Source organism: Mycobacterium colombiense, from assembly GCF_001665835.1.
Taxonomy (GTDB): domain Bacteria; phylum Actinomycetota; class Actinomycetes; order Mycobacteriales; family Mycobacteriaceae; genus Mycobacterium; species Mycobacterium colombiense_A.
This window is the reverse complement of the sequence record NZ_LZSX01000073.1, coordinates 404,941-426,034: the sequence shown is the minus strand read 5'-3', so window position 1 is coordinate 426,034 and position 21,094 is coordinate 404,941. Positions and strand designations below refer to the sequence as shown.

Genomic DNA, 21,094 nt, shown 5'->3' with positions numbered 1-21,094 from the left:
GACCACGGCCCTGGCCGCGGCCGCCACGCGTAACGGCGCCGAAATCACCACCGGCGCTGAGGTTTACGCCGTCAATCCCACCGGCGAAGTGCGTTATCGCAGCGGCGGTGAAGATCACCTGATTCGGGCCCGGTTCGTCCTGGCCGGCGTCACACCGACCGTCCTGGCCGGGCTGCTCGGCGAAGAACCGGAGCCGGCCGCCGCCGGCGCGCAGGTCAAGGTGAACATGGTGCTGGCGCGGCTGCCCCAACTGCGCGACCACGCCGTCACGCCCGAACAGGCATTCGCCGGGACGTTTCACGTCAACGAGACCTGGAGCCAACTGGACACGGCGTATTCGCAGGCCGCCACCGGCCAACCCCCGAATCCTCTGCCGTGCGAGGCCTATTGCCACTCGCTGACCGACCCCAGCATCCTGTCGGGCGAGCTGCGCGACTCGGGCGCGCAGACGATGACGGTGTTCGGTTTACATACGCCGCACTCGCTATTCGGCGGCACCGACCCCGACGCGCTGCGCGATCGGCTGACCGATGACGTGCTGGCGTCGATGAATTCCGTTCTGGCCGAACCCATTCAAGACCTACTGCTGACCGACGCCCAACGCCGGCCGTGCCTCGAGACCACGACCACGCTGGATCTGGAGCGCACCCTGCGCATGAGCGGCGGCAACATCTTCCACGGCGGGCTGTCGTGGCCGTTCGCCGAGGACGACGAGCCGCTGGACACCCCGGCGCGGCAATGGGGCGTGGCCACCGCGCACGAACGAATCATGCTGTGCGGCTCGGGCACTCGCCGCGGTGGGGCGGTGTCGGGTATCGGCGGGCACAATGCCGCGATGGCTGTGCTGGCCTCGCTTGATCGCCCCCGGTGATCGCGACCGATCAGTGCAGCATCGCAACTCGGCAGAGCACCACAAATGCCGCTAACCCGAGTAACACGATGTTGACCGCGACCGCGCGCCGTTCGTGCAGCCGAGTATGCGCCCACGCCGCCCCGACCATGACCACGCACAGGCCCGTCGCCGCCAGCGGCGTCAAGATCAGCGCAATTCCCGTCAGCCCGGGCGCGATGAGTCCTACCGCGGCCAGTATTTCCGATGCGGCGGTGAAACGGACGACCGGCATGGGGAACATGGCGACGCCGGTTTGACCTGTAGCCAGCAGTCGTTCCCGGCTCAGCGTGAGCTTGGCCGTTCCGGACAGGGCGAATATCCCGGCCAGGATGATTTGTGCTACCCATAGCGCGGCGTTCATTGTCTTCCTTTCCGTTTGAGCGGACGACCCTAAGACGAACGACGGCCGCCGCCTGTGACATCGATCCGTCATCTGGCCGCGCTACCTGTCACACCTGTGACGACTCGATCGTCTACAGAACATGACGACTCCACCCACCGACCCGCCGCCTGGCGATGGTCCTGAACAGCATGGGGACCCGACCGCTCTGCGGCCGCTGCTGTTCGCCATCGCCTACCGCATGCTGGGCAGTGTCACCGACGCCGAGGACATCGTGCAGGGAACATACTTGCGCTACCTCGACTACTTGCAGCAGGGCCATCGCGTCGAATCGCCGCGGTCGATGCTGACCACTATCGCAACCCGCCTTGCCATCGACCATCTGCGCTCTGCCCGGGTGCAACGCGAAAAGTACATGGGCCCCTGGCTTCCCGAGCCCCTGATTACCCCGGCCGTTCCCGACACCGCGGATCTGGCCGTGATGTCCGACTCTCTGTCGATGGCGTTTCTTCTGCTACTGGAGACGCTCTCACCCGTGGAGCGAGCGGTTTTCTTGCTGCGCGAGGTTTTCGCCTACGACTACGGCGACATCGCCCACATCGTCGATAAGACACCGGACAATTGCCGCCAATTACTCAACAGGGCACGTCGGCACATCGCGGCCGGGCGGCGCCGCTTTGACGCCGACGCCACGCGTCGCGATCAACTCGCCGATCGCTTTTTCGCCGCGGCCGAGAATGGCGATCTGGATGATCTGGTGCAATGGCTGGCCGACGACGTGTCCTTCTACGGCGACGGGGGCGGTGTCGGCCGCGGACTGCCGCGACCGATTTTCGGGCGATACCGCGTTCACCGGGTCCTGGCCGCAATCATGGGTGCCTACCGCAGTCTTGGCGTGCGACTGCAACACGCGCAGATCAACGGACAGCCCGGAGTGCTGGCCTTCGACCCCGATGGCGCCCTGATCAACGTGCTGAGCCTCGACATCTACGGCGGAAGCATTTGCACCATCCGCTCGGTCATCAATCCGCACAAACTCAAACACCTTGGATTCGCCCTGTCGCCCCTGGCATGCCGGGATCCAGTGACCCATCGGGCCCCGACTGAAAACCACCGCGCGCATGAATAAGGGCTTTGAGACCATCGTCTACCAGCGGGCTGCCGACGCGGGCACGTTGACCTTGAACCGTCCGTCCAAGCTGAATGCGCAAAACCAGCGAATGCGAGACGAATTGCACGATCTGAGCGGGTATCTGTTGGCGGACAACACATTACGCTGCCTTGTGGTCACCGGTGCCGGGCCGTCTTTTTGCGCAGGACTTGACCTGCCCGAGGCCATGTCAACCATCCTCCCGCAGTTCGCCAGCCAACCGCCCGACGAGCAGACGATCGAGCGAGGTCTGCGGCTGGCCGGCAGCTTCGAATTCATTCCCAAGCTGCGCTGCCCCAGCGTCGCGGCGGTTCGAGGCTACGCCTACGGCGCGGGACTACAGCTGGCGCTCGCTTGCGACTTCCGCATTTTCACCGACGGTGCGCGCGTCGGCCTCCCGGAAACGCGCTATGGCTTGCTACCGGACATGGGCGCCACCTTCCGACTTCCGAGACTCATCGGGGAAGCCCGCGCGCGGCAGATGGTGCTGCTCGGTGAAATCATCGACTCCACTGATGCCCTGAACATCGGACTCGCGAATCGCGTTGTCGCCGAAAACTTCCTGGAACCCGCGGTCCAGACATTCGCCAAACGCCTTGCCGCCCAGCCACCAGAGGCCGTCGAAGGCGCGCGCCGGGCCATCGAGGCCAGCTGGCTTCTGCAGCCCGCCGCGAGCTTACGACTCGCCGTCCAAGCCCAGGCTCGCTGCCTGAGATCGCCCTCGTTCCGCGCCGCCCAACAAGCGTTCAGCCAGAACCGCGAGCAAGCCGACTGATCCAGCAGCGCGTTACCGGCGCTTGGGACAGTTACCGCGCGTCGATGGTGACGTAATCGCGCTCGGTGTAGCCGGTGTAGATCTGGCGCGGGCGGCCGATCTTGCTGTCGCCCTCGTCGTGCATCTCACGCCAGTGCGCGATCCAGCCGGGCAGCCGCCCCAGCGCGAACAGGACGGTGAACATCCGGGTCGGGAAGCCCAGCGCCCGGTAGATCAGACCGGTGTAGAAGTCGACGTTGGGGTACAGCTTGCGCTCGATGAAGTAGTCATCGGTGAGCGCGGCCTCTTCGAGCTGCTTGGCGATGTCCAGCAGGTCGTCATCGCCGCCGAGCTTGGCCAGGATCTTGTCGGCCTGCTCCTTGACGATGCGGGCGCGCGGGTCGTAGTTCTTGTACACGCGGTGACCGAAGCCCATCAACTTCACGCCTTCTTCGCGGTTCTTGACCTTGCGCACGAATTCGCTGACGTCGTCGTCGCTTTGGCGGATCTTCTCGAGCATCTCGAGCACTGCCTGGTTGGCCCCGCCGTGCAGAGGGCCCCACAACGCGTTGATGCCTCCGGAGATGGAGGTGAACAGGTTGGCCTGCGACGACCCGACCAGCCGGACCGTCGACGTCGAACAGTTCTGTTCGTGGTCGGCGTGCAAGATGAGCAGCATATCCAGCGCCCGAACGATTTCGGGGTCCGCCTGGTAGGGCTCCGCGGGCAGCCCGAACGTCATGCGCAGGAAGTTCTCCACCAGCGACAGTGAGTTGTCCGGGTAGAGGAAAGGCTGGCCGACCGACTTCTTGTAGGCGTACGCCGCGATGGTCGGCAGCTTGGCCAGCAACCGGATCGTGGACAACTCGACGTCCTCGGTGTCCATCGGGTCGAGCGAGTCGGGGTAGTAGGCGGACAGCGCGTTGACGGCGCTGGACAACACCGGCATCGGGTGGGCGTTGCGCGGGAAGCCGTCGAAGAAACGCTTGAGGTCCTCGTGCAGCATGGTGTGCAGCTGGATCCGCTTGGTGAAATCGGCCAGCTGCTCCTTGCTCGGCAGTTCGCCGTAGATCAAGAGGTAGCTCACCTCGATGAAGGTCGACTTCTCGGCGAGCTGCTCGATCGGGATGCCGCGGTAGCGCAGGATGCCCGCGTCGCCGTCGATGTAGGTGATGGAGCTCTTGCACGCGGCGGTGTTGACGAAGCCGTTGTCGAACGTGGTGTAGCCGGTCTTGGACAACAGCGAGCCCAGCGCAATGCCGTCAGCGCCCTCGGTGGCGTTGACGATCTCCAGGTCGGTCTCGCCGCCCGGGTACTTCAAAGTGGCGGTGTCGTCGGTGTCTGCCACGAGAACCCCTTTGCGCTCTGGCTGATATGGCTGCTGACTTGGTGCTTACTGCAAAAGGTAGTCGTTATGAGGATGAGGCGCCTGCCCGGGGTCGAGTCCGCTGGTCACGCCAACAATCGATCCCGTCAAGCCGCCGCGCGACGTGCATCATCTGCGGGTTAAGGCTGCAGGCGCTCCACCCGATCTCCGGTTATGCGGATGCGGTTGTGCAATCGATTTTCCCGGCCCTGCCAGAACTCGACCAGCTCCGGGGCAATGAGATAGCCACCCCAGCCCGGGGGAACCGGAACCTGCTCGCGGTCGGCGAAGCGGGCGGTCACCTCGCCCAGCTGCTCGAGCAAGGCCGCCCGTGAGGCGATCGGTTGCGATTGGTGCGACGCCCAGGCACCCAACTGGGAGCCGCGCGGCCGCTTGGACCAATAGTCCTCGGTGGCCTGTGCGCTGACCTTGCTCACCGGCCCGCGGATGTGGACCTGACGGCCGAGCTGGTACCAGGGAAACGTCGCCGAGGCGTAGGCCGTCGCCGCGAGATCGTCGCCCTTGGCAGAGTCATAGTTGGTGAAAAAAGTGATCCCGGTCTCGTCCACGCTCTTGCACAAGACCGATCGGCTCGCGGGCCTGCCGTCGGCGGTGACGGTGGCCAGCACCAGCGCGTTGGGCTCGGCCACGCCCGAGCGTTCGGCGTCGTCGATCCATTTGCGCAACAACGAGACCCAGCCGTCGCGCAGCCAATCCGCGTCAAGATCTGGACTGCCGTCTTTTTCCACCGACCCGTACTCCACACGCATTCTTTGCAGGTGCTCGTCTTCTGGTCCTGCCATCGCGTCAACGCTACCGGCGCTTGCTACCGGCCGGTAGCGTCGGCCCGATCAGGGGGTGCGAGAATTTTCCTATGACTGTGGTCCCCGAAGACTTTGTCCCCGGCCTCGAAGGCGTGGTCGCCTTCACCACCGAAATTGCCGAACCGGATAAAGACGGCGGTGCGCTGCGCTATCGCGGCGTCGACATCCAAGACCTGGTGACCCAGCAGGTCACCTTCGGTGACGTGTGGGCGCTGCTGGTCGACGGCAGGTTCGGGCGCGGGCTGCCGCCCGCCGAGCCGTTCCCGCTGCCCATTCACACCGGCGACGTCCGCGTCGACGTGCAGGCGGGCCTGGCGATGCTGGCCCCGATCTGGGGGTACAAGCCGCTGCTGGACACCGAGGAAACCGTCGCCCGCGACCAGCTGGCCCGGGCGTCGGTGATGGCGCTGTCCTACGTCGCACAGTCCGCGCGCGGCATCTACCAGCCCGCCGTGCCGCAGCGGATCATCGACGAATGCGAAACCGTCACCGCCCGTTTCATGACGCGGTGGCAGGGCGAGCCGGATCCACGCCACGTCGAAGCGATTGACGCCTACTGGGTCTCGGCCGCCGAGCACGGGATGAACGCCTCGACGTTCACCGCCCGGGTGATCGCCTCGACCGGCGCCGACGTGGCGGCTTCGTTGTCCGGGGCGATCGGGGCGATGAGCGGCCCGCTGCACGGCGGGGCGCCGGCGCGAGTGCTGCCGATGATCGAAGAGGTCGAGCGCACCGGCGACGCGCGTGCCCTGGTGAAGAAGATCCTGGACAGCGGCGACAAGCTGATGGGCTTCGGCCACCGGGTCTACCGTGCGGAGGACCCGCGGGCCCGGGTGCTGCGCGCCACCGCGGAACGGCTGGGCGCCCCGCGCCACGAGGTCGCCGTCGCGCTGGAGCAGGCGGCCCTGGCCGAGCTGCGCGAGCGCCGTCCGGACCGGGCGATCGAGACCAACGTCGAGTTCTGGGCCGCGGTGATGCTGGACTTCGCCCGGGTACCGGCCAACATGATGCCGGCGATGTTCACCTGCGGCCGCACGGCCGGTTGGTGCGCGCACATCCTCGAGCAGAAGCGGCTGGGCAAGCTGGTCCGGCCGTCTGCCATCTACGTGGGCCCCGCTCCGCGCAGCCCGGAATCCGTCGAGGGCTGGGACCGCAGTCTCACCAACGCCTGAGCCGTTCGCTCGGCGCAACCCTCTTTGGTGATCACTCAGTAGGATCGCTGCATGACCTTGGGGGATGGTGCCGAGTTTGCCGGCTACACCATTCAGGGGCTACTGAGCTCGGGCGCGACGGCCGACGTCTACGTGGCCCGGCATCCCCGGTTGCCGCGGCTGGACGCGCTCAAGATCTTGCCCGCGTCGTTGACCGGTGATGCCGGTTTTCGGGAACGTTTCGAGCGGGACGCGGACCTGGCCGCCGCGCTGCGGCACCCCAATATCGTTGCCATACACGACCGTGGCGAATTCGACGGCCGGCTCTGGATCGCCATGGACTACGCACAGGGCACCGATGCCGGGCGCCTGTTGCGCGAACACCACACCCACGGCATGGCCGCGCGCGAAGTCCTGGAGATCGTCACGACCGTCGCGGACGCGCTCGACCACGGTCACCGGCGCGGAATGCTGCACCGCGATGTCAAACCCGGAAACATTCTGCTGACCGAATCCGACTCGGAACCACGCCGAATCCTGTTGGCCGACTTCGGCATTACCCGCAAAGCCGATGACATCAGCGGATTGATGACGACCGACAGCGCGGGCGCGGTGAGCTACGCGGCGCCGGAACAGCTGATGGGCGGCGAACTTGACGGACGGGCAGATCAATACGCGTTGGCCGCCACGGCATTTCACCTGCTGACCGGTGTCGCACCCTTCGCGGGCACCAGCCCGGCGGCGGTCATCGCCAACCATCTGAACGCGCCACCACCGCTGCTGGCGCAGCGGCGCCCCGACCTGGCGCCGCTGGACCCGGTGCTGTCGAAAGCGATGAGCAAGGATCCCGCGCAACGCTTTTCGCGCTGCGCCGACTTCGCCCAGGCCCTCGGCGAGTCGATCAACTCCGCTGTGGTGCACTGGAACCCGCCGGCCGCGCCGTGGCCGGTGGGCACGGCCGCGATGGGGGCACCGCCAATTCTGACGGCCGGCCCCTGGCCCCAGATGTCGCCGATGCCACCCTATCCGGCAGCCGCACCGGCACCCCGGCGACGAAGGCTCACCCCCGTGCTGGTGCCGCTGGTCCTCACGATTCTGCTGCTGAGCACAGGCGCGTTCGCCGCGGCGCAGGTCTTGCGTCCGCCTCCACAACCGTCGACCGCCGCGCCCCAGTGGCAGCCATACGTCGACTACGCCAAGCAATTCGCGGGCTGGCTCACCAGCCTGAGCTCAAAATCCGCCGACAGCGACATCCAGCGCATCGTCGACGGATCGATCGGCGAATTCCACGACGACTTTCTGACCAGGCGCGAAGATTTCACCAAAACGGTCGTGGATTCCAACGTGTCGACCCAAGGGATCGCGAACGCCGCGGCGCTCGAGTCGATCAGCGGAACCAGAGCCCAGGTCCTGGTCGCCGCGACGGCAAAAGTCACCAACAGCAGCGGCGCGGCCCAAGACCCGCGAAACTGGCGGTTGGCGATGCGCGTCGAGAAAGTCGGCGACACCTACAAGGTCTCCAAGGTCGAGTTCGTGACATGAGATCAGGTTCGGCGGGACGCATCATCTGGTGGGCGGTCGTGGTCGTCCTCACCCTCACCACGGTGGGCGTGGACGCGCTCGGCGCCTGGGAAATGCATCTGAAAAGCCGACAACCACCGCCCGTAGCGGATCAACTCTCCGACCGACAGGTGGCAACCCGCGCCGCGAGCGCGGGAACGGTGAAGGTGCTGAGCTACTCACCGGACACACTCGAACAGGACTTCAACGCCGCCAGCGCGATGCTGACCGGCGATTTCCTCACCTACTACCGGCAGTTCACCAGCCAGGTCGTCGGCCCCGCCGCACGGCAGAAGCGGGTGACCACCGCCGCCACCGTTCAGCGCGCCGGGGTTCAGAGCCTGGCCACCTACGCGGCGACCATCCTCGTCTTCGTCTCGCAGAAGACAACCTCCGCTGACCAGTCCGGACCGACGACCACGTCCAGCTCGGTGAGCGTCGGGCTCGCCAAGGTCAACGGAACCTGGCTGATCAACAGCTTCAACCCGGTGTGACGAGCTACTTCGAACCGGCGCGATGAAAATTGCCGAGACGCCCGGTCAATATTGCTGATCCCTCACGGGCCAAACCGACAGCAAGGAGAACCAGCATGGCGATCAACATCGAACCGGCATTGTCCCCGCACCTGGTGGTCGACGATGCCGCCGCGGCAATCGATTTCTATGTCAAGGCTTTCGGGGCACAGGAAATCGGGCGCGTGCCCCGTCCCGACGGCAAACTGGTGCACGCCGCGGTGCGCATCAACGGCTTCACGGTGATGCTCAACGACGACTTCCCGGAGGTGTGTGGCGGCAAGTCGATGACGCCGACGTCGCTGGGCGGCACCCCCGTCACGATCCACCTGACGGTCACCGACGTCGACGCCAGCTTCCGGCGCGCGCTGGATGCCGGTGCCACCGTGGTGACGCCGTTGGACGACCAGTTCTGGGGCGACCGCTACGGCATGGTCGCCGACCCGTTCGGCCATCACTGGTCGATGGGGCAGCCGGTCCGCGAGGTCAGCATGGAAGAGATCTCGGCGGCGATGTCCGGCCAGGGAGCCGGTTAGTGGCGATCGCGAGCGCGGCCGTGGCGATCGCAAGCGCGGCGTAGCCGGGCGCAGCGGGTCGCCACTACGGGGTGCAGCCGGGCGAAGCGGGTCGCCACCATCGGGACTAGCCGAGCAGCCGATCCAGCAGCCGGCGTCGTTGCGGCGGCGCCGGCTCCGCGGCCGCCGCGGCCGCGAGCATGGCGGACACGTCGGTGAACTTGTTGCGGGGCCGGCCGTCGCCGCTGCCGCGTGCGATTTCGGCGGCGTCGATGGCGCGCCACCCCGCCGCGTCGATCGCGTCGGGCTGACGGTCGTGCACCAGCCGGGCCAGCGCGTCGGGTTTGGCGACCGGCTCGGTCAGTCTGCCGGCGTTGAAATCGGCGACCAGGGCCTGCACGGTCTGCAGCGAGCAGGACTTGTTGGTGCCAATGAAGCCGCTGGGGCCCCGCTTGATCCAGCCCGCGACGAATGCGCCTGGCACCGGCCGCCCGGAGGCGGGGTCGACGACGCGGCCGCCGTCGTTCGGCACGACAGCCGACGATTCGTCATACGGAAGATCGCGAATCGGCTTGCCGCGGTAGCCAATCGACGTCAGCACCAGACCCGTTTCCAGAAGGCGCGTCTCGTCGGTGCCGGTGACGGAGAACTCCACGCCGGTGGCGCGCTGGTCCCCCAGCACCCGGTTCGGGGTCAGCCGATACGCCAGCCTGATCCTGGGGCGGTCCGACGGCACCGAATCGTCGCCGAGCGTGCTCAAGACTTCCAGCTTGCGCTTGGTCAGCGCGTCCGACGCGGTCGCGAGATCGGCCGCCACCAGCTGATGGTCCGCCGCGCTGAGCACCACTTCGGAGCTACCGGTGAGCCCGATCAGCTCGGGCAACGTGAACGCCGACTGGGCGGGGCCGCGCCGGGCGGCGACCACCACCTCGCGCACCGCCGAGCCCCGGAAGGCCGCCAGCGCGTGGTCGGCGATGTCGGTGCGGGCCAGGTCGTCGGGATCCGAGGTGAGCAACCGCGCGACATCGAGGGCGACGTTGCCGTTACCGACGATCACCACCCGCTCGTGGCTGAGATCGACTGGCAGATCGGCGAACTCGGGATGCCCGTTTATCCACGCGACCAATTCGGTTGCCGTTCCGGTTCCCGGTAGGCCCATGCCCTCGATGTCCAGCCGGCGGTCGTCGGGTGCACCGACGGCGTACAGCACGGCGTGGTGATGAGCCAGCAGGTCCGCGTGGCTCAGCTGGTTGCCGACCTCGACGTTGAGATAGAACCGGAACCGCCGATCACCGGCGACCCTGTCGAACAGCCGGGTGACCCGCTTGGTGTTCTGGTGATCCGGCGCCACCCCGGCACGCACCAAACCATAAGGCGTGGGCAGCTTTTCGAAGACGTTGACGCGAACGTCCCGCTGGGTCAGCAGTTCGTCGGCGGCATACATCGCCGCGGGCCCCGATCCGACGATGGCCACCGTCAGCGGCCTGCGCCGGGCGCGCACCTCGGCGGCCGGGATCACCGCCGCCAGCTTCGACGTCGGCGGCAGCTTCTCGTCCTTCGGCCGCTCCGGGTAGAAGGACGCGTTGATCTCGATGAAAGGCAGCTGCTTGGAGTCCAACCGGGTGTCGGGCGCGATCGCGCCGACCGGGCACGCGCTCACGCAGGCACCGCAGTCCACGCACGCCACCGGATCGATGTAGAGCATCTCCGAGGTGGCGAAGCCGGGCTCATCGGGTGTCGGGTGAATGCAATTCACCGGGCACGCGAAGACACAGGACCCGTCGTTACAGCACGACTGGGTAATAACGTGCGGCATACAGGAACTCGCAGTTGGTTACGCGGCCGGGACCGAGGCCAGGTGCTGGCGCTGCGGCTCGCTGCGGTACCGCGACGGCCTGCCGTTGATCTTGCACAGCCGCCACATCAACCGCGCCGAGCGCGTCTCCATCAGGCCGGTGTCGTAGGCCAGCATCCGCACGTCACCGAACATGTCACTCAACCACTTTCGCGATTCCGGCGACCGGAAGAACAGTTCCTTCTTGACGTCACGCGGGATGTCAAACTCGCGCCAGAACGCCTTGGGCGGCACCACGATTGCGCGACATAGCGCCTTCATGGTCAGCGGCAGATACAGCGCGGTCCAGAACCGCTGCCTCTTGGTCAATTCCGGGACCCGCTTGCGCAGGAACTCGTGGGCGAACGAGATGTGGCGTGCTTCCTCGGCCACGTGGATCGCCATCACCCGCTCCATGATGGGGTGCAGCGACTTGCCTTCGCGCAGAACATTTTTCTGCGTGTGGTCGATGGGCTCCTCGCCGGCGAGCACGCCGATGAAGAACGCCACCGGCAGCGGGCCGGCCACCAGCGGAACCAGCGGCGAGAGCCACTTGAGAACCCGCGGCATGCCCGGTACATCGACGCCGATGCGGTTGACCATCTCCTGGAACATCATCGTGTGGTTGCACTCTTCGACCGACTCGTGCAGGCAGTACCGGTACTCCGGCGAGCCGTTGGGCACCCAGAACGTGTAGTTCATCAGGCCCCGGATCAGGATGGACTCGAAGTGCAGACCCACCTTGGCCACGTTGGCCTGGCGCCACATCCCGATCTTGATCTTGCGCTCGTCCGACTGCGCCAGATACCAGGGATGCCGGCCCAGCGGGTCGGTCTCCGGCAGAATCCACCGCGGATCGTTCTCCGTGACAGCGAATTCCGGTGAATCCCAATCGATATCGGTGTACGGATTGAAGTTTCGCCGCACCGACCCCTCGGACAGTGTGGCAAGCATGTTGACGTATTCGGCGTCGTCGCGCACTTCCATGTTGCTTCGCCAACGCCGGACTAATCGCGTCCTAGCCATATCCAGGCCTCCCCAACGAGGTTTACATTTGGACGTGCTATGTCCAGACAGTACCGCAGGTACCGGATATTCACTAGACCCCTCCCAGGCACTGTGACCTGACCGGTGGTCATGAATTTTTTATGCCCCAGCTCACACCCGGCCAAACGTCTGGCCGCACCGAGCTGGCATTTTGTCCCGGCGGGCGGCGCCTGCGGTCGGGCCGCCGCACCGCCCCGTCAGGTTGGCTCACTACCCTGATGATCATGGCTGACCAGCTCGAGATCCCCGCTGACATCAAACCCCGCGACGGCCGCTTCGGGTGTGGCCCGTCGAAGGTCCGGCCCGAACAACTGCAGGCGCTGAGCACCACCGCCGCCCCGCTGTTCGGCACCTCGCACCGGCAGGCGCCGGTCAAGAACCTGGTCGGCCGGCTGCGGTCCGGGCTCGCCGACCTGTTTTCGCTGCCCGAGGGCTACGAGGTCATTCTGGGCAACGGCGGCGCGACCGCGTTCTGGGATGCCGCGGCCTTCGGCCTGATCGACAAGCGGTCGCTGCACCTGTCCTTCGGCGAGTTCAGCTCCAAGTTCGCCTCCGCGGTCGCCAAGAACCCCTTCGTCGGCGATCCCGTCGTCATCAAGGCGGACGCCGGCAGCGCCCCCGAGCCGCAGAGCGACCCCTCGGTCGATGTGATCGCCTGGGCGCACAACGAGACATCCACCGGCGTCGCGGTGCCCATCGGCCGGCCCGCCGATTCCGGCGACGCGCTGATCGTCATCGACGCGACCTCGGGCGCGGGCGGCCTGCCGGTCGACATCGCGCAGACCGACGCCTACTACTTCTCCCCGCAGAAGAATTTCGCCAGTGACGGCGGGCTGTGGCTGGCCGTCATGAGCCCGGCGGCGCTGGCCCGCGTCGAGTCCGTCGCCGCCTCCGGCCGCTGGGTGCCCGACTTCCTGTCGCTGCCGATCGCCGTGGAGAACAGCCTGAAGGACCAGACGTACAACACCCCGGCGGTCGGCACCCTGGCGCTGATGGCCGAGCAGGTCGACTGGATCCTGGGCAACGGCGGGCTGGACTGGGCCGTCAAGCGCACGGCGGACTCGTCGGGCCGGCTGTACTCCTGGGCTGAGGAGCGGGCCTACACCACGCCCTTCGTCACCGACCCGAAGCTGCGCTCGCAGGTGGTGGGCACCGTCGACTTCGCCGACGAAGTCGACGCCGCGGCCGTGGCGAAGATCTTGCGGGCGAACGGCGTCGTCGACACCGAGCCGTACCGCAAACTCGGCCGCAACCAGCTGCGGGTGGGGATGTTCCCGGCGGTGGACCCCGACGACGTCAGCGCACTCACCCAATGCATTGACTGGGTCGTCGAGCGGCTGTAACCAACCGGCAATCAGCGCGCAATCGCACAGCGTGTCAGCACAGGTGATGGGCGGTTGCTGGACTAAAGTGCGCACGTGACGGGTCCGTCGCTGACCTGCACGGAGCCTGCGAGGAGATAACCATGCGGGAACTCAAAGTGGTTGGGCTGGATGCCGACAGCAAATATGTCATCTGCGAGGGTGACGATGCCGCGGAGCAGTTCAAGCTAGCGGCCGACGACCGGCTGCGAGCCCTGCTGCGCGACGCAGCCCTGTCCTCTGAGCAACCGCAGCTCGAGATTGAAGTCACCAACATGCTGAGCCCCAAAGAAATTCAGGCAAAAATCCGGGCGGGCGCGTCCGTCGAGCAGGTCGCCGCGGCGTCGGGCTCCGAGATCTCGCGTGTCCGCCGCTTTGCCCACCCGGTGCTCTTGGAACGATACCGAGCCGCCGAACTGGCAACCGCCGCCCACCCGATGCTGGCCGACGGCCCCGCCGTGCTGACCCTGCTGGAGACGGTCAGCGCCGCGTTGGTGACCCGGGGCCTCAGCCACGACAAGCTCAGCTGGGACGCCTGGCGCAACGAAGACAACCGCTGGACGGTGCAGCTCGCATGGAAGGTCGGCCGCTCCGACAACCTCGCGCATTTCTGCTTCTGCCCGGGCGCCCACGGCGGAACGGTGACCGCCATCGACGACGCGGCCAGCGCGCTGATCGACCCCACCTTCGAACGTCCGCTGCGCCCGGTGGCCCGGGTCGCCCACGTCGACTTCGACGAGCCCGCGAAGCCGCCCGTCGCGGAACCCGAGGCGGTCGTGGAGCCCGACGAAAAGCCCGTGCACACCCGCCGCGGCAAGCCGGTCATCCCGGCGTGGGAAGACGTGTTGCTCGGCGTGCGCTCGGGCGGGCAGCGCTAAGGCCGATGGTGGCGACCCGCTTCGCCCGGCCACGCCGCGCTCGCGATCACCACTAAGCCCGACGGTGACGACCCGCTTCGCCCGGCCACGCCGCGCTCGCGATCACCACTAAGCCCGACCCGCGGCCGTCAGGGCCAGCAGCACAATCCACGCCCCCGCGACGCCCACCGCCGCGCCCAGCACGAACCAGCGCAGCACCGGGGTACGTCGCCACCCCCACAAGGTCGGTGCCAGTCCCCCGGCGGCCACGACGTTGAGCCCGACGGCCAGCAGCGCGTGCACCCGAACCAGGCCCAGGCTGAGCACCACGATCGCGGCCCCGGTGACCACCGCAACGAAAGCGGTCACCGTCAAACCCGTTGCCCAGGGGACGGATTCGTCTCTCATCAGCCGGAGCCTAGTCTGACTGTCCATCGCCGCCTCTCGTCGTCGAGCGGGCCCGCTCGTAGAACGCCAGCGCCGCCGCCGTCGCGACGTTGAGCGAGTCGGTGCCCCGAGACATCGGGATGCGCACCCGCACATCGCTCAACCGCAGGGTGGCCGGCGTCAGCCCCGGCCCCTCGGCGCCCACCAGCACCGCAACGCGGTCGTCGCGCGCGGTCGTCATCGCCTCCGGCAAGGCGCACGCAGTGCCTTGCGGGGTCATCGCCATAAGTCGAAAACCGTTCTCCCGCAACGTCTCAAGCTCGGCGGGCCAGCAGGCTGCGCGCGCATACGGCACCAGCAGCGCGTGGCCCATCGACACTCGGACCGCGCGGCGGTACAGCGGGTCGGCGCAGCCGCTGCCGAACACCACCGCGTCGACGCCGAGGCCCGCCGCGTTGCGGAAGATCGAGCCCAGGTTCTCGTGGTCGTTGACCCCTTCGAGCACCGCGACGGTTCGGGTCCCGGCGATCACGTCGGGGACGCTGAGTTCGGGCACCCGCCGGGCGGCCGCCAGCACGCCGCGGTTGAGGTGGAAGCCCACCACCTGGGCCATGACGTCGGCGGAGGCTCGATAGAACGGCACGGCGCTGCCGGCCAGATCATCCTCGAGTTCGGCGAGCCGGCGGTCGGTGCCCAACAGGGCATGCGGACGGAAGCGCGACGCCAGCATGCGCTGGACCACCAGCACACCCTCGGCGATCACCAGCCCCTTGCCCGACGGGAGATCGGGACGACGGTCGACGCTGTTCAGGTCGCGGAAATCGTCGAGCCTCGCATCGTCGGGGTCGTCAACGTCGGTGAACATTCAGGGCTTCGGTCCGGTAACTCACGGGCCTTCGTCGACCAGGGCCAACATCAGATCGGCCGCATTGCGGAGCGTGTCGCGTTGTTCGCTGTCCAGCGTCGCCAGCCGCTTGGCCAGCCACTCCTGGCGGGCACGACGGTTCGCCTTGACCAGCTCGGCCCCGGCCTCGGAGACCGAGACGAGCACCTGCCGGCCGTCGACCGGGTGCGGCGCCCGGTCCACCAGGCCCATCTCGGCCAGCGACGCGATCACCCGGGTCATCGACGGCGGCCGGACCCGTTCGCGGATCGCCAGGGCGCCCGGCGTCATCGGGCCTTCGTTGGTCAGCATCGCCAGCGCTGACAGCTGGGACAGCGACACGGGCGACGACGGGTTGCGAAACCGCAGTTGGCGGGCCAGCCGCATAACAGCCAGTGACAGGTCGCTGGCCAGCCGCGCATCGCTGTCAGGCATGGCGCGAGGTTACACGGAAGCCTGAGAAACCGGGACACGAACCGGCGAACGACCGGTGTGGAACCTTTTCGCTAAGCTTCGGAATTTTGCTCGAAACGCTTACCCGCCCGCCCATCCCGCCTTGCTCAGCGGTTTCCGATCATCCGTTTCGGCAAGTGGGTGCGCCGCCCGCGAACACCGGCGGCGGGCTATGTTAATCGCGATGTCTGCCGAACCCGGTGATAACCGCACCGCGCCGCCGCTGCCCGCCTCGCTGCTGCACGTGTGGCCCTTCATCGCGCTCGGCGCGCTGGGCTGGCTGGCCGCGGTGGCCGCCGCTTTCCTGGTGCCCGCCCTGCAGAGTTGGCGTCCGGTGGCCCTTGCCGGGTTGGGCGTGGGGGTGCTCGGCACGAGCATCTTCCTGCTGCAGCTGGCCGCGGCCCGTCGCGGTGCGCGCGGCGCCCAGGCCGGGCTCGAAAACTATCTCGACCACAAGTAATTCGCACACCTGGAGGAGAGATGGTAGCCCCGCTGTTGCAAACACACGTCGACATCGACGCACCGGTGGCCACCGTGTGGGGATTGATTTCCGATCTGCGGCGAATGCCGCAGTGGAGCCCGCAGTGCCGGTGGATGAAGCCCTTCGGCCCGGTCCGTCAGGGCACCAGGACCCTCAACCTCAACCGCCGCAAGCGGTTGTTCTGGCCGACCACGTGCACGGTCGTCGAGATCGTCCCCGACCGCAAGCTCGCGTTCCGGGTGGACACCAACAACACCATCTGGACCTATGAGCTCGAGCCCAGCGGCGAGGGCACGCGGCTGATCGAGAGTCGTCACGCCGAAAACGGCGTCACCGCATTTTCGAACCTGTCGGTGAATGCGCTCTTGGGCGGGACCACCAACTTCGAACGCGAATTGCTCGACGGGATGAACACCTCGCTGGCGCGCATCAAGGCCGCCGCCGAAACCGGCTAGTCCGGCGTTTCGGTCTGCGCCTGCGGCCCGGACTCCGGGGCCTCGGACACGGGCTCGGCGTCCAGCGTCTCCTCGGGCTGCTGCTCCGCGGCCTCGGGCTGCTGCTCCGCTGACTCGCCCTGCGGCTGCGCTTCGGACGCCTCCGGCGACTCCGCGGGCGGCGCGGACGGCTCGACCGGTGCCTGGGTGACGTCCAGCAGACCGTCGTCGTAGGGCTGGTAGGCCGGCGACCCGGTGCCCGCCGGGGCCGGGGTGTCCGAGTGAGCACCGCAGCCGTACAGCTTGTCGACGATGTGCCCGTCGGCCGACAGTTCGTTGCCGCACACGCCGAACAGCGCACCTAGGGATCCGGACAGCGGCAGGAAGAAGCCGCAGTCGCGGCACACCCGCTTGGTCGATCGCGCCATCGGCGATTCGGGGCCGTAATCGCCGGTGCGCCAGCGCTCGGCCGCCTCCGCGCGGCCCTCGGCGCTCATCACCCAACGCCGGCCCAGCCCGATTTCCGCGGCGGTCTCGTCGACCTGGGGGTCACCGCTCGCGGTGTAGCCGGGAACCAGCCGGGGATCGTCGGCGGCGGGCGCCAACAGGTCGCCGGGGCTCAGGTCCCCGGGCCGCACCCGCTGCTCCCAGGGCACCCAGTGCGGGGCCAGCAACGCCGTCGGCCCGGGCACCAGCACCACTTCGCTGATGGTGGCGTGATCGGCGCCGGGATACGCGGCCACGACGACCGCCCACTGCCAACCCTGGTAGCCGGGCAGATGCGCCAGGAACCGGTGGGTGGCGGTGTTCGGGTCTTCGTAGCCGACGCCCAGATAGTCGCCGACCATCTCTGGCCCGCTGAACTCCACGACCGCGGCCCTGGCCTGGTCTGCCGCGCCCGTGAGCACGGTCGCCAACCCCTCGGGCCAGTCGGCCACGGTCGCCACGGCGTACTCCACGGTGGGCTCCTCGATGGGTCGGGTCGCGCTGTCTTCTTTCTGCATTGCGGTTCCAATACTAGGTTGACGAGCCACGCCCCGTTACCTGCAGACGCATCAAGGCGGCATAGGGGAGAATCGGGACGTGTCTGGACGGCGGCAAAACAATCCGGGCCGGGTGGCCTCTCAGCCGGCCAGCCGGCCCCGCAATGGCGCTTCCTCCCAGCATCCGGGCGCGGCCAATTACCCCGCCGGCGGGGCCGCCGATCGGCGCACCCGCCGCCCGACGCCGGTGCCGAGCGCCAATCGCTACCTGCCCCCGCTGGGCCACCGGCCGGAGCCCGAACGCAACAGCGCCGAGGCGCCTCGCGGTCCGGCGTCCGGCGAGCGGATCACCGTCACCCGCGCCGCGGCGCTTCGCAGCCGCGAGATGGGTTCACGGATGTACTGGATGGTGCAGCGCGCCGCGACGGCCGACGGCGCCGACAAGTCCGGCCTGACAGCGCTGACGTGGCCCGTGGTGGCCAACTTCGCCGTGGACGCCGCGATGGCCGTCGCGCTGGCCAACACTTTGTTCTTCGCGGCGGCCACAGGTGAGAGCAAGGGCCGGGTCGCGCTGTATCTGTTGATCACCATCGCGCCGTTCGCGGTGATCGCGCCGCTGATCGGCCCGGCGCTCGACCGGCTGCAGCACGGCCGCCGCGTCGCCCTGGCCGCGTCGTTCGCCCTGCGCACCGCGCTGGCCGTGCTGCTGGTGATGAATTACGACGGCGCCAGCGGCAGTTTCCCGTCGTGGGTGCTCTATCCGTGCGCGCTCGCGATGATGGTGTTCTCGAAGTCGTTCAGCGTGCTGCGCAGCGCGGTGACACCACGGGTGATGCCGCCGAGCATCGACCTGGTGCGGGTCAACGCCAGGCTGACGATGTTCGGTCTGCTGGGCGGCACCATCGTCGGCGGCGCGATCGCGGGTGGCGTCGAATTCGTCTGCGCCCACCTGTTCAAGCTGCCCGGGGCGTTGTTCGTGGTGATCGCGATGACGATCGCCGGCGCCATGCTGTCGATGCGGATACCGCGCTGGGTCGAGGTGACCGCCGGTGAGGTTCCCGCCACCCTGAGCTATCGCCAGGACAGTGAACCGCTGCGGCGCAGCTGGCACAAGGAAGTCAGCGGGGCGCTGCGACAGCCGTTGGGCCGCAACATCATCACCTCGCTGTGGGGTAACTGCACCATCAAGGTCATGGTGGGCTTCCTGTTCCTGTATCCCGCGTTCGTGGCCAAGGCCCACCAGGCCAACGGCTGGGCCCAGATCGCCATGCTCGGGATGATCGGCGCCGCGGCCGGGATCGGCAATTTCGTGGGCAACTTCACCAGTGCGCGCCTGAAGCTGGGCCGGCCCGCCGCGCTGGTGGTGCGCTGCACGGTGGCGGTGAGCGCGGTCGCGCTGGCCGCCTCGGTGGCCGGCAACCTGATGCTGGCAGTGATCGCCACCCTGGTCACGTCGGGATCCAGCGCCATCGCGAAGGCGTCCCTGGACGCGTCGCTGCAGAACGACCTGCCGGAGGAATCCCGCGCATCGGGCTTCGGGCGCTCCGAGTCGACGCTGCAGTTGGCCTGGGTCCTCGGCGGCGCGCTGGGGGTGTTGGTGTACACCGAGTTGTGGGTCGGTTTTACCGCGGTGACTGCGCTGCTCATCCTGGGCCTGGCGCAGACCCTGGTCAGCTTCCGCGGCAACTCGCTGATTCCCGGCCTGGGAGGGAATAGGCCGATCATGGTCGAGCAGGAGGGCAAGCGCCGCGGTGTCGGCGCTCCGGCGGTGGTTGCCGAGTGAAATCCGGAAGCAAGCGGGGTGTGGCCGTGCTGCTCGCCTGCCTGGTGGCTGTGCTCTGCGTCGGCGCCGGCGTCGCAACCTGGCTGTTGGTGGGCCGCTCCGAACCGCGGCACCCCGAGATCAGCGCGTATTCGCACGGCCACCTGACCCGGGTGGGGCCGTACCTGTACTGCAACGTGCTCAACCTCGAAGACTGCGAGTCGCCGCAGAACCAGGGCGAGCTGCGGGTCAGCGAGCGCTACCCGATTCAGCTCTCGGTGCCCGATGCCATCTACCGGGCACCCTGGCGGCTGCTGCAGGTTTACGACGACCCCACCAACACCACCAGCACTATCTTCCGGCCGGGCACCCGGTTCGCCGTGACCATCCCCTCGGTCGACCCGCATCGCGGGCGTCTGGCCGGGATTGTCGTGCAGTTGCTGACGCTTGCGGTGGATCCCGCGGGCGAGCTGCGCGACGTTCCGCACGCGGAATGGTCGGTGCGGCTGACCTTCTGAGGATCGACCGCGTCGCTCAGGCCCCGTGGCCGGCGGGCACGCGTTCACCTTCTACCGGCGGCCCGGGAGGTGTGCCCGTCCCGAAGGGCTTGCCGCCCAAGCTCTCTCGCCCGTGCGGGGCTAGCCAGCCGGTCAGGTCCGGACCCTTGGGCACGATCCGGGTGGGATTGATGTCGGCGTGCACGATGTAGTAGTGCTGCTTGATCTGGACGAAGTCGACGGTGTCACCGAAACCCGGGGTCTGGAACAGGTCGCGCGCGTAGGCCCACAGCACCGGCATCTCGCTCAGTTTGCTGCGATTGCATTTGAAATGCCCGTGATACACGGGGTCGAAGCGGGCCAGGGTGGTGAACAGCCGCACGTCTGCCTCGGTGATGGTGTCGCCCACCAGGAATCGCTGATTGGTCAGCCGCTCGCTCACCCAATCCAGGGCGGTGAACAACCGGTCATAGGCCGCCTCGTAGGCCTGCTGCGAGCCGGCGAACCCGCACCGGTACACGCCGTTGTTGATCTCGGTGTAGACCCGCTTGCTCACCTCGTCGATCTCCGCGCGCAGCTGCTCGGGATACAGCTCGGGCGCTCCGTCGCGGTGGTAGGCCGACCATTCCGTTGACAGATCCAGGGTCATCTGCGCGAAGTCGTTGGTGACCACCGCACCGGTTCCGACGTCGACGATCGCGGGCACCGTGATGCCCTTGGGATAGTCGGGGAATCGCTTGAAGTACGCGTCTTGCAGTCGCGGGATCTTCAGCACCGGATCGACACCGCCCGGATCCAGATCGAACGTCCAACTGCGCTCGTCGTGCGTGGGGCCACAAAAGCCAATGGAGAGAACGCTTTCCAGGCCCAGCAAGCGGCGCACGATGATCGCGCGGTTTGCCCACGGACACGCGCGGGCGACGATCAGCCGATACCGCCCGGGCTCGACCGGATAGCCGTCGCGCCCATCGGCAGTGATGCGGGTGGCGATGTAGTTGGTGTCGCGGGTGAATTCGCCTGCCTGCGCAATATAGGAAGCCATGTCTCCCAT

Annotated in this window: 21 protein-coding genes and 2 pseudogenes; 13 read left to right on the top strand and 10 right to left on the bottom strand. The window is 67.6% G+C overall.

Annotated elements, in window-relative coordinates:
* Positions 1-871: pseudogene (locus tag A5760_RS17060) on the top strand (NAD(P)/FAD-dependent oxidoreductase); the annotation flags it as partial.
* Between the two features lie 10 nt (positions 872-881).
* Here A5760_RS17060 and A5760_RS17055 read toward each other — a convergent pair.
* Positions 882-1,253, bottom strand: coding sequence for a DoxX family protein (locus tag A5760_RS17055; protein WP_064882771.1), 372 nt, complete (start codon positions 1,251-1,253; stop codon positions 882-884).
* Positions 1,254-1,374: 121 nt separating this feature from the next.
* On the opposite strand from A5760_RS17055, the gene A5760_RS17050 reads away from it, so the two are divergent.
* On the top strand, positions 1,375-2,361 hold the full coding sequence (locus A5760_RS17050; protein WP_064882770.1) for an RNA polymerase sigma-70 factor: 987 nt from the start codon (positions 1,375-1,377) through the stop codon (positions 2,359-2,361).
* The gene (locus A5760_RS17045; protein WP_064882767.1) at positions 2,354-3,157 is read left to right on the top strand and encodes an enoyl-CoA hydratase/isomerase family protein; all 804 of its coding nucleotides are present in this window, start codon (positions 2,354-2,356) and stop codon (positions 3,155-3,157) included. Before A5760_RS17050 ends, A5760_RS17045 begins: the two co-directional genes overlap by 8 nt.
* 31 nt (positions 3,158-3,188) lie before the next feature.
* On the opposite strand, the gene A5760_RS17040 is transcribed toward A5760_RS17045, so the two are convergent.
* Positions 3,189-4,484 carry a citrate synthase gene (locus tag A5760_RS17040; RefSeq protein ID WP_064882765.1) on the bottom strand — a complete coding sequence of 432 codons (1,296 nt, stop codon included), beginning with the start codon at positions 4,482-4,484 and terminating at the stop codon, positions 3,189-3,191.
* Positions 4,485-4,642: 158 nt separating this feature from the next.
* Positions 4,643-5,305 (bottom strand): pyridoxamine 5'-phosphate oxidase, encoded by a 663-nt coding sequence (gene pdxH, locus A5760_RS17035; protein WP_064882763.1) that lies wholly within the window; start codon positions 5,303-5,305, stop codon positions 4,643-4,645.
* 71 nt (positions 5,306-5,376) lie between these two features.
* Here pdxH and A5760_RS17030 point away from each other — a divergent pair, with 71 nt between their 5' ends.
* From A5760_RS17030 to A5760_RS17015, 4 genes are all read left to right on the top strand, one after another.
* Entirely contained in the window at positions 5,377-6,498 is a 1,122-nt protein-coding gene (locus A5760_RS17030) for a citrate synthase 2 (RefSeq protein WP_064882761.1), read from the top strand.
* A 51-nt stretch (positions 6,499-6,549) separates the two neighbouring features.
* Positions 6,550-8,019: a serine/threonine-protein kinase gene (locus A5760_RS17025; protein WP_064882757.1), complete on the top strand. Its 1,470-nt coding sequence runs from the start codon at positions 6,550-6,552 to the stop codon at positions 8,017-8,019.
* Positions 8,016-8,531, top strand: coding sequence for a hypothetical protein (locus A5760_RS17020; protein ID WP_064882754.1), 516 nt, complete (start codon positions 8,016-8,018; stop codon positions 8,529-8,531). The genes A5760_RS17025 and A5760_RS17020 overlap by 4 nt, the downstream gene beginning before the upstream one ends.
* A 95-nt stretch (positions 8,532-8,626) precedes the next feature.
* On the top strand, positions 8,627-9,085 hold the full coding sequence (locus A5760_RS17015; RefSeq protein WP_064882752.1) for a VOC family protein: 459 nt from the start codon (positions 8,627-8,629) through the stop codon (positions 9,083-9,085).
* 106 nt (positions 9,086-9,191) lie between these two features.
* Here the strand turns inward: A5760_RS17015 and A5760_RS17010 are convergent, their stop codons facing one another.
* Together A5760_RS17010 and A5760_RS17005 are read right to left on the bottom strand one after the other, a co-directional pair.
* Entirely contained in the window at positions 9,192-10,880 is a 1,689-nt protein-coding gene (locus tag A5760_RS17010; RefSeq protein WP_064882750.1) for an FAD-dependent oxidoreductase, read from the bottom strand.
* An 18-nt stretch (positions 10,881-10,898) separates the two neighbouring features.
* Positions 10,899-11,924: an AurF N-oxygenase family protein gene (locus tag A5760_RS17005; protein ID WP_064882748.1), complete on the bottom strand. Its 1,026-nt coding sequence runs from the start codon at positions 11,922-11,924 to the stop codon at positions 10,899-10,901.
* Positions 11,925-12,169: 245 nt separating this feature from the next.
* Between A5760_RS17005 and serC the strand changes: the two genes are divergently transcribed.
* A complete protein-coding gene (serC, locus tag A5760_RS17000) occupies positions 12,170-13,288 on the top strand; it encodes a phosphoserine transaminase (RefSeq protein WP_064882848.1) in 1,119 nt (372 codons plus the stop codon).
* A gap of 122 nt (positions 13,289-13,410) precedes the next feature.
* Positions 13,411-14,184: a septation protein SepH gene (gene sepH / locus A5760_RS16995; protein ID WP_064882746.1), complete on the top strand. Its 774-nt coding sequence runs from the start codon at positions 13,411-13,413 to the stop codon at positions 14,182-14,184.
* 108 nt (positions 14,185-14,292) lie between these two features.
* On the opposite strand, the gene A5760_RS16990 is transcribed toward sepH, so the two are convergent.
* From A5760_RS16990 to A5760_RS16980, 3 genes are read right to left on the bottom strand one after another with little or no spacing between them, the layout of a single operon-like run.
* Complete coding sequence (locus A5760_RS16990; protein WP_064882744.1) at positions 14,293-14,571, bottom strand: DUF2537 domain-containing protein; 279 nt, start codon at positions 14,569-14,571, stop codon at positions 14,293-14,295.
* A 10-nt stretch (positions 14,572-14,581) separates the two neighbouring features.
* Positions 14,582-15,415, bottom strand: a complete 834-nt coding sequence (locus tag A5760_RS16985; RefSeq protein ID WP_064882742.1) for a TrmH family RNA methyltransferase — start codon at positions 15,413-15,415, stop codon at positions 14,582-14,584.
* Positions 15,416-15,436: 21 nt separating this feature from the next.
* A complete protein-coding gene (locus A5760_RS16980) occupies positions 15,437-15,868 on the bottom strand; it encodes a MarR family winged helix-turn-helix transcriptional regulator (RefSeq protein WP_064882740.1) in 432 nt (143 codons plus the stop codon).
* Between the two features lie 202 nt (positions 15,869-16,070).
* Between A5760_RS16980 and A5760_RS16975 the strand changes: the two genes are divergently transcribed.
* Positions 16,071-16,346, top strand: coding sequence for a DUF2530 domain-containing protein (locus tag A5760_RS16975; protein ID WP_064882737.1), 276 nt, complete (start codon positions 16,071-16,073; stop codon positions 16,344-16,346).
* Positions 16,347-16,366: 20 nt separating this feature from the next.
* Entirely contained in the window at positions 16,367-16,822 is a 456-nt protein-coding gene (locus A5760_RS16970; protein WP_064882735.1) for an SRPBCC family protein, read from the top strand.
* Positions 16,823-16,989: 167 nt separating this feature from the next.
* Here A5760_RS16970 and A5760_RS16965 read toward each other — a convergent pair.
* Positions 16,990-17,775, bottom strand: a pseudogene (locus A5760_RS16965) (DUF3027 domain-containing protein); the annotation flags it as partial.
* Positions 17,776-17,884: 109 nt separating this feature from the next.
* Between A5760_RS16965 and A5760_RS16960 the strand changes: the two are divergent.
* Both A5760_RS16960 and A5760_RS16955 read left to right on the top strand, forming a co-directional pair.
* On the top strand, positions 17,885-19,567 hold the full coding sequence (locus A5760_RS16960) for an MFS transporter (protein ID WP_064882731.1): 1,683 nt from the start codon (positions 17,885-17,887) through the stop codon (positions 19,565-19,567).
* Complete coding sequence (locus A5760_RS16955) at positions 19,564-20,064, top strand: DUF2771 domain-containing protein (RefSeq protein ID WP_064882729.1); 501 nt, start codon at positions 19,564-19,566, stop codon at positions 20,062-20,064. Before A5760_RS16960 ends, A5760_RS16955 begins: the two co-directional genes overlap by 4 nt.
* A 16-nt stretch (positions 20,065-20,080) precedes the next feature.
* On the opposite strand, the gene A5760_RS16950 is transcribed toward A5760_RS16955, so the two are convergent.
* Positions 20,081-21,085 (bottom strand): glutathione S-transferase family protein, encoded by a 1,005-nt coding sequence (locus A5760_RS16950; protein ID WP_064882727.1) that lies wholly within the window; start codon positions 21,083-21,085, stop codon positions 20,081-20,083.
* Positions 21,086-21,094 lie beyond the last annotated feature (9 nt).